The sequence below is a fragment of the Piscicoccus intestinalis NBRC 104926 genome, from assembly GCF_001515525.1.
GTDB lineage: Bacteria > Actinomycetota > Actinomycetes > Actinomycetales > Dermatophilaceae > Kineosphaera > Kineosphaera intestinalis.
In genome coordinates this window covers 21,465-27,923 of record NZ_BCNQ01000062.1, presented here as the reverse complement: position 1 = coordinate 27,923, position 6,459 = coordinate 21,465, and the positions used below count along the sequence as shown (strand labels likewise).

The 6,459-nt window shown below is 71.5% G+C and carries 6 protein-coding genes; 4 read left to right on the top strand and 2 right to left on the bottom strand.

What is annotated here, in order from left to right; translation table 11 throughout:
* Positions 1-243 (top strand): hypothetical protein (locus tag PINTE_RS23230; protein ID WP_373280152.1); only part of this gene is annotated, 243 nt, incomplete at its 5' end.
* Positions 244-295: 52 nt separating this feature from the next.
* Here the strand turns inward: PINTE_RS23230 and PINTE_RS22705 are convergent.
* Positions 296-922 (bottom strand): amidohydrolase family protein, encoded by a 627-nt coding sequence (locus tag PINTE_RS22705; protein WP_068430356.1) that lies wholly within the window; start codon positions 920-922, stop codon positions 296-298.
* Complete coding sequence (locus PINTE_RS11295) at positions 826-3,393, bottom strand: DPP IV N-terminal domain-containing protein (protein ID WP_068430353.1); 2,568 nt, start codon at positions 3,391-3,393, stop codon at positions 826-828. Before PINTE_RS11295 ends, PINTE_RS22705 begins: the two co-directional genes overlap by 97 nt.
* A gap of 343 nt (positions 3,394-3,736) precedes the next feature.
* On the opposite strand from PINTE_RS11295, the gene PINTE_RS11290 reads away from it, so the two are divergent.
* Genes PINTE_RS11290 through PINTE_RS24895 form a run of 3 tightly spaced genes read left to right on the top strand, consistent with a single transcriptional unit; the run spans position 3,737 to position 6,428 of the window.
* Positions 3,737-5,140 (top strand): MFS transporter, encoded by a 1,404-nt coding sequence (locus PINTE_RS11290; protein ID WP_068430351.1) that lies wholly within the window; start codon positions 3,737-3,739, stop codon positions 5,138-5,140.
* Positions 5,137-5,718 (top strand): M20/M25/M40 family metallo-hydrolase, encoded by a 582-nt coding sequence (locus PINTE_RS24900; protein WP_306304853.1) that lies wholly within the window; start codon positions 5,137-5,139, stop codon positions 5,716-5,718. Before PINTE_RS11290 ends, PINTE_RS24900 begins: the two co-directional genes overlap by 4 nt.
* 8 nt (positions 5,719-5,726) lie before the next feature.
* Positions 5,727-6,428, top strand: coding sequence for a peptidase dimerization domain-containing protein (locus tag PINTE_RS24895; RefSeq protein WP_306304852.1), 702 nt, complete (start codon positions 5,727-5,729; stop codon positions 6,426-6,428).
* Positions 6,429-6,459 lie beyond the last annotated feature (31 nt).

The window sequence follows — 6,459 nt, the reverse complement described above, 5'->3', positions numbered from 1 at the left end:
GGCAGCCCGAGCGGCTCAGGCAGCCCGAGCGGCACCGCCGGAACGCGGGGCGCCGCGGCCGCCGACGGCACGGCCGCCGCCCCGGAGGAGACGACGCCCGGCCCTCGCGGCGGGCTGGCCAGCGACCCGGAGGGCCTGTTCGACCTGCCCGAACCGCGGGCTCCGCGCCCCCGGCCGCACGTCGACCGCGACGGCTACGACCCCGACTCCCTCGACGACGTCGTGCAGACCGGCGACGAGTAGCCGCGGCTGCGGTCAAGACCGCCCCGTCGCACCGGGGGCAGTCGCGCAGACCTCAGTCGTCGTGGCAGCACGAACGTCGCGCCTCGGCCAGCACCGTCGGGTGGTTCCACCAGAAGGCGTCGGTGCCGGGGTGCCGGGGCACGCGCGCGGATTCGGTTGCGTCGCAGGCTCTGCTGGCCGCCGGCCGACGCCCGGCCCGGGCAGCGCCGGAGCCGGAACCGGGCTTGTCGGCGTACGGCGCCACGAGGTCGGTGACCGTGTGCACCCGACCGCCGACGATCGTGGTCGTGACGTTGGCGGCGTCCTCGATGCGCTCCAGCGGGTCTCCGTCGACGACGACCAGGTCGGCCAGCATGCCCGTGCGCAGCACGCCGAGCGGCCGCGCCAAATACCGGCCGGCGGCTGACGTGGCCGTCATGAGGGCCTCCCGCGGGGTGTAGCCGTACGCCACCATCGCGCGCAGGTTCATGTGCGAGCTGACCGCCAGATCGTCGATGGGGCTGTCGGTGCCCATGATGATGTATCCACCGGCTCGGGTGATCGCCAGGCACTGCTCCACGCGGCGCTTCAGGTCGGCTCTCGTCACCGCCTGGTCCTCGGTCCGGGCCGTGTCCGCCTCCTTCTCCAACTCGGCGAGTCGCCACGTCGGGTTGAGGGTGCGCACGCGCGCGTCGCGCACGAGTGAGTCGTCCTCGCGATACAAGGTGCCGGAGTTGAACAGCGTCGGGGTGCGGCGCATCTCCGAGGCCGCGAACAACCGGACCCGACGTCCGGATAACCGGACCCGACGTTCGTCACCGTCCGCGAGTACCCGAAACGGTTTGTGGCCCCGACGTGTTCGGTGCAGTCGCCACCGAACGCCATCGCGGGGTAGTGGTAGTGCGAGGTCACCTCGATGCCGCGGCGGTGAGCCCACTCGATGACCTGTTTGTGCCACACGACCGGCAGCCGCACGTAGCACTTCATGAGGTCGTATTCGAGAGCCTGCGCCCGCTCGAGTTCGAGCCGCAGTTGCCGGGAGTCGTAGGTCGGCCGCATGAAGTTGTAGTAGATGCGTGATCCATCGACTGCCTCCCCGGTGCCCACGAAACGCGGACCCACCCGCGCTCCGGAGCCGACGGCCTCCCGGTCTTCGACCATGTGGTACGCCGGGTCGCCCGGCGACCGGGTCGTCGTGAACCCCAGCGCCAGCCACAGGCGGTGCTGCCGGTTGCCGTAGGCGTAGCCGGCCATCTGACGGTGATGGTGGCAGTCGATGAGACCGGGCATGACGAACTTGTCCCGCGCGTCGATGAGCGTCGCGGCCGCCTGCGTCACCGCGTCGGAGCGCGGGGCGATCGAGACGATCCGCTGACCGCGCACGACGATGTCGACGTCGCGGCGCACCGACTCCGCCTGGCCGTCCCACATCCGACCGGCGCGGATCACCAGGTCCCCGGCATCGTGACCGGGGTGGTTGCGCCACGTCAGCGGCATCGCCATCGTCCTCGTGCCCGTGACCCCGGAGCCGGTCAGCCGCGTTCGCCGGAGCCGGCCCCCGGAGAGGTACAGGATCGTGCGAGAGTCGCCGGCCCAGGTGGGCGCGTCGGACAGCTCCTGCGTGACCTGCCGGGCCGGACCGCTCGGCCGCCCGTCGCGGCCCATCGGCATGACCCACAACACCGACTTCATGGCAAAGAGCAGATGGGCGCCGTCGGGCGACCACACCGGGCCGTCGTCGCCGCGGGTCTGCAGCGACGTGTGCGGCGCGGCGTCGTGGTACACCGCCTCCCCGGTCGTGCGGTCGATGACGAGGATCTTGCTCAGACCCTCCCGAAAACGCTTGGAGTACGGCTGCACCGCCGCGAGCGCGAGGAACCGCCCGTCCGGCGACCAGGTGGGGCGACCGGGCTCGAACGTGGCGTCGAACACCTTCTGAACCGCGCCGGAGGCGACGTCGACCGTGAACAACGCACCCTCCTGGTCGAGGAAGGCGATGTCGCGACCGTCCGGCGACCATCGCACGGACAGGGCGGCGGAGTCGGTGAAGTGGGTGACCTGGGTGTCCTCCCCGGAGGCCAGGTCGCGGACCCAGATGTTGATCGTGCCCCCGCGGTCGCTGCAGTACGCCAGTCGGCGGCCGTCTGCGGAGAAGTCAGGGTCGCTCCACCACCACGTGGGGTCGGTGCCGACGGCGACCGGCGACCGCCCGAAGCGCATCGTCCACAGATCGCCGAGAGCGCGGAAGGCGACCGATCGGGCGTCCGGGCTGATGACCGGGCTGCCGATCCCGACGACCGGCCGCGAGGCGCGGTCGTCCATCGAGGTGGCACGCCGGCGGTAGTCCGCCGCTCGGACGTCGACCGGGCACACGAAACCGACGCGACCCGCCGGCCCGGCAGCAGCGGGCGGCGTCCAGGCCCGGTGACGGATGGCTCCGTTCGCGGTGTAGAACATGCGCCCGTCCGGGTGGAACGAGACCCGGAACGGGAAGCACTCCTCACCTTCGACGACCGGACGCAGGTCGGAGCCGGTGACGAGTTCGTTGCGCCCCGCGCGCAGCACGTGGAAGACGAGGTGTGCACCGTCGGCGGTCCACTGCGGCATCCGCACCACGTCGTCCTCGCCCGCGCGGGCGTACACGGAGCGACGTCCGCTGGCGATGTCGATCGTCTCGACGGTGGTGGTGTCGGTGACGAACGCGACCTTCGTGCCGTCGGGCGACCAGCACGGCTCGTACTCGTCCGCCTCGGAGTCGGTCAGGGGGCTCGTCCGACCGCTCGTCAGGTCGTACACGTGGATGCCGTAGCTGCCACCGGCGTCGCTGGAGAACACGATGCGGCCGCCGTCAGGACTCCACCGGGGCTCCCGCTGATCGAAGGGCCCGTCGGTCAACTGCCGCTTGTCCGAACCGTCCGGGCGGATCGTCCACAGGTGGAAGCGACCGTCGCGGTATGCCTGGTAGACGAGTCGTTCGCCGTCAGGTGACCAATCCGGCTGGGCGATGTCGTCGAGATCGCTGGTGAGGCGCCGCGCCGCTCCCCCGGACGACGACATCACCCAGCACACCCCGAGCACGTCCAGGGCCAGCCGAGCGCCGTCGGGGCTGACCCGGACGGCGAAGTCGGTGCCCGCACCCAAGCGCAGGCTCGCCGCCATCGGCGCGGCCACTGCGGCTCGCGCTGGATCAGGGTGCAGCGCGACAGTCGCCGCGGCACCCAGTGATCCGGCGAGTACGGTCCGTCGGGTGGGGCCTGCGGCCCGCCCGGTCACGCGCTCGCTTGCACGAATCAGTTTGGTGTCCACCGCATCTCCTCCGTTTGGCGCCGTTGCAGAACGGATGCCCGGACCCAACCGCGATCCCGACGGCCTGTCAAGACAAAGGGAAATAATCACCTACCCGGGCTGGCCTGCCCGGCGGCCGAAGGCCGGAACCCCTGGCGCGTCAGCGGATTCGCGAGGACGATCGCAGTCTCGGGCGCCGACCGCGCCCCGCGCGAAAAGAGGGTCCACCATGGCCGAACCCGATGCCGGCCTACCTGCCGCCACCGCGAACCAGCCGACCCAGCCGACCCGGCGGCACTGGACCGTCGCGCTCGGGGGCTTCTTCGTCATGATCGGCGGCTCGGTGCCGCTGTCCGGATTGTCGTTCTTCCACCCGTACGTCATCGCCGAACTGTTCCCCCAGCGACAGTCGACGTACCTCTGGTACTACACGCTGATGCTGATCGGCATCGTGGTGTCGATGATGTTCATCGGCCGCGCGCTGCTCACCCGGTGGGGCCCCAAGCCGCTGATGTACGTGGGCTCGGTGATCGCCGCCGCGGGCCTGGTGCTGTTCTCGTTCGCCGGCAGCGTGCTCGCCTTCTACGCCGCCGGGATCGTGCTCGGCATCGGTTGCGGGCTCAGCTTCCAACTTGTGCCGATCATCTGGGTCAACAACTGGTTCGCCCGACGCAAGGGCACCGCCCTCGGCGTCGTCATGGGCGGTACCGGCCTCGGCGGCGCGATGTGGTCGTTCCTCATCCCGATGATCTCCGCGAGCGCCGGCTGGCGCACCGCCTACCTCGTCACCGCCGCCGTCGTGCTCGTCGTTCCGCCGCTGGCGACGCTGCTGCTCATCGTCGACAAGCCCGCCGACGTCGGCCTGTTGCCGCTGGGCGCCACCGGCGCCGAGGCCCGCGCGGCGGCCGCCGAGGACCCGTCGCGACTCCCCGGCCTCACCTACGCGGAGGCGGTCCGCTCACCCTGGGTGTGGGTGGTGTTCGCAGCGATTCTCGCGCTCGGCGTCGTGCACGGCGCGGCGCAGATCCTCGCCGTCTACCTGCAGGGACACACCGTCTACGCCGACCCGACGATCCCGCTGCGCCGCCAGCCCGCCGAGCAGACCGCATTCTTCTCCGCGCTCATGACGACGTGGACGATCGGGCTCATCGTCTTCAAACCCCTGCTCGGCTGGCTCAACGACAAGGTCGGCATGTTGCTCGCCATGCTGCTCACCCTCGGCGCGCAGAGCCTGACCTTTCTGTGGCTGCCGCACATGGTCTACGGCTCCCCCGTCGCCCTCACGTTCGTCGCGATGGTGTTCATGGCGGCGGGCATGTCCAACGGAACCGTGCAGCCTCCGCTGCTCGTCGCCGGTGCCGTCGGGCCACGCGACTTCGGGCGCATTTGGTCGCTGCTCGGCACGGCGTATCTGCTCGGTATGGCGTTCGGGGCGCCCCTGTGGGGCCTCGTCCGCGACGTCACCGGCTCCTACGTGCCGGGGTTCTATGTCGCACCCGTCGTGCTCATCGGCTTGACCGTCGTCGCGGTCGTCGCGATGCGCCGAGCCGCTGCCGCCCAGCCTCCCCCGCCCGTGCCCGCCGAGCCCGCCGAGCCGGCCGACGGCCCGGTCGAGAAGGAGCAGACGTCGTGACGCCCCACAGCCCCACGCCGCCGGAGCCGCCCAAGCCGCCGACGCCGCAACCGCCACGAGACGGTCGTCCGCCGGCCACCGCCGTGCTGGCCGGACTCGACGCGATCGGTTCGTGGCAGGAGGACCTGTACCGAGACCTGCACGCTCACCAGGAATTGTCGTTCCAGGAGGACCGGACCCGGGCGATCATCCGAGAGCACCTGACGCAGTTCGGGTTCGAGGTCCACGAGCTCGGCGGTGGGATCGTCGGAGTGCTGGTCAACGACGACGGACCCACGGTCCTGTTCCGCGCCGACATCGACGCCCTCCCGGTCACCGAGACCACCGGTCTCGGCTACGCGTCGACGGCCACCTCGATCGACGCGGACGGCGCGACCGTCGGCGTCATGCACGCGTGCGGCCACGACGGTCACATCGCGTGCGCCCTCGGCGCCGCCCGGCTGCTCGCCGCCGCTCGCGACGCTTGGTCGGGAACGTACCTCGCCCTGTTCCAACCGGCCGAGGAGATCGGCCGGGGCGCCGCGGCGATGGTCGATGCCGGACTCGTCGACGCCGTCCCACGCCCGACGTCTGCCTGAGCCAGCACGTGCTCACCACCCCGGAGGCGGGCCACGTCGCCACGGCCCCGGGCCCGGTGCTGTCCGCCGGCGACTGCCTGCGGGTGACGATCCACGGCACCGGCTCGCACGGCTCGATGCCGCACCTGGGCGTCGACCCGGTCGTCGTCGCGGCGTCGATCGTCGTGCGCCTGCAGTCGATCGTCGCCCGCGTCATCGCCCCCGCCGAGTTCGGCGTGGTCACCGTCGGCAGCATCCAGGCGGGCACGAAGGCCAACATCATCCCCGAGAGCGCGACCCTGCTCGTCAACGTGCGCGCGTACGACCTCGACGTCCGCGCGCGCATCCTGGCCGCCGTGGAACGCATCGTCAACGCCGAGTGCGCGGCCGGCGCCTGCCCGAAGGAGCCGGAGTTCGACCACTACGAGTCGTTCCCGCTGACGTCCAACGACGAGGAGACCACCCGGCGCGTCACCGCCGCGTTCGTCGAGCACTTCGGCGCCGAGCGCGTGCACCCGCTCGCCCCCGTGCCCGCCTCCGAGGACTTCAGCATCATCCCCGACGCCTTCGGCGTGCCGTACACCTACTGGGGCAACGGCGGCTTCCTGCCCGGGGCGCCGGTGCTGCCCAACCACAACCCGGGGTTCGCGCCGGCGATCCAGCCGACCCTACGCACCGGCACCGAGGCCGCCGTCGTCGCGGCGCTCGCCTACCTGGCCGGCACCGGCTGACCCGGCCGCCGCAACCGCCGGGCCTGGGCTG

Bases quoted from the DNA above. Each gene is read 5' to 3' on its own strand.
- PINTE_RS11290 (WP_068430351.1), top strand. From the start codon at position 3,737: ATGGCCGAACCCGATGCCGGCCTACCTGCCGCCACCGCGAACCAGCCG.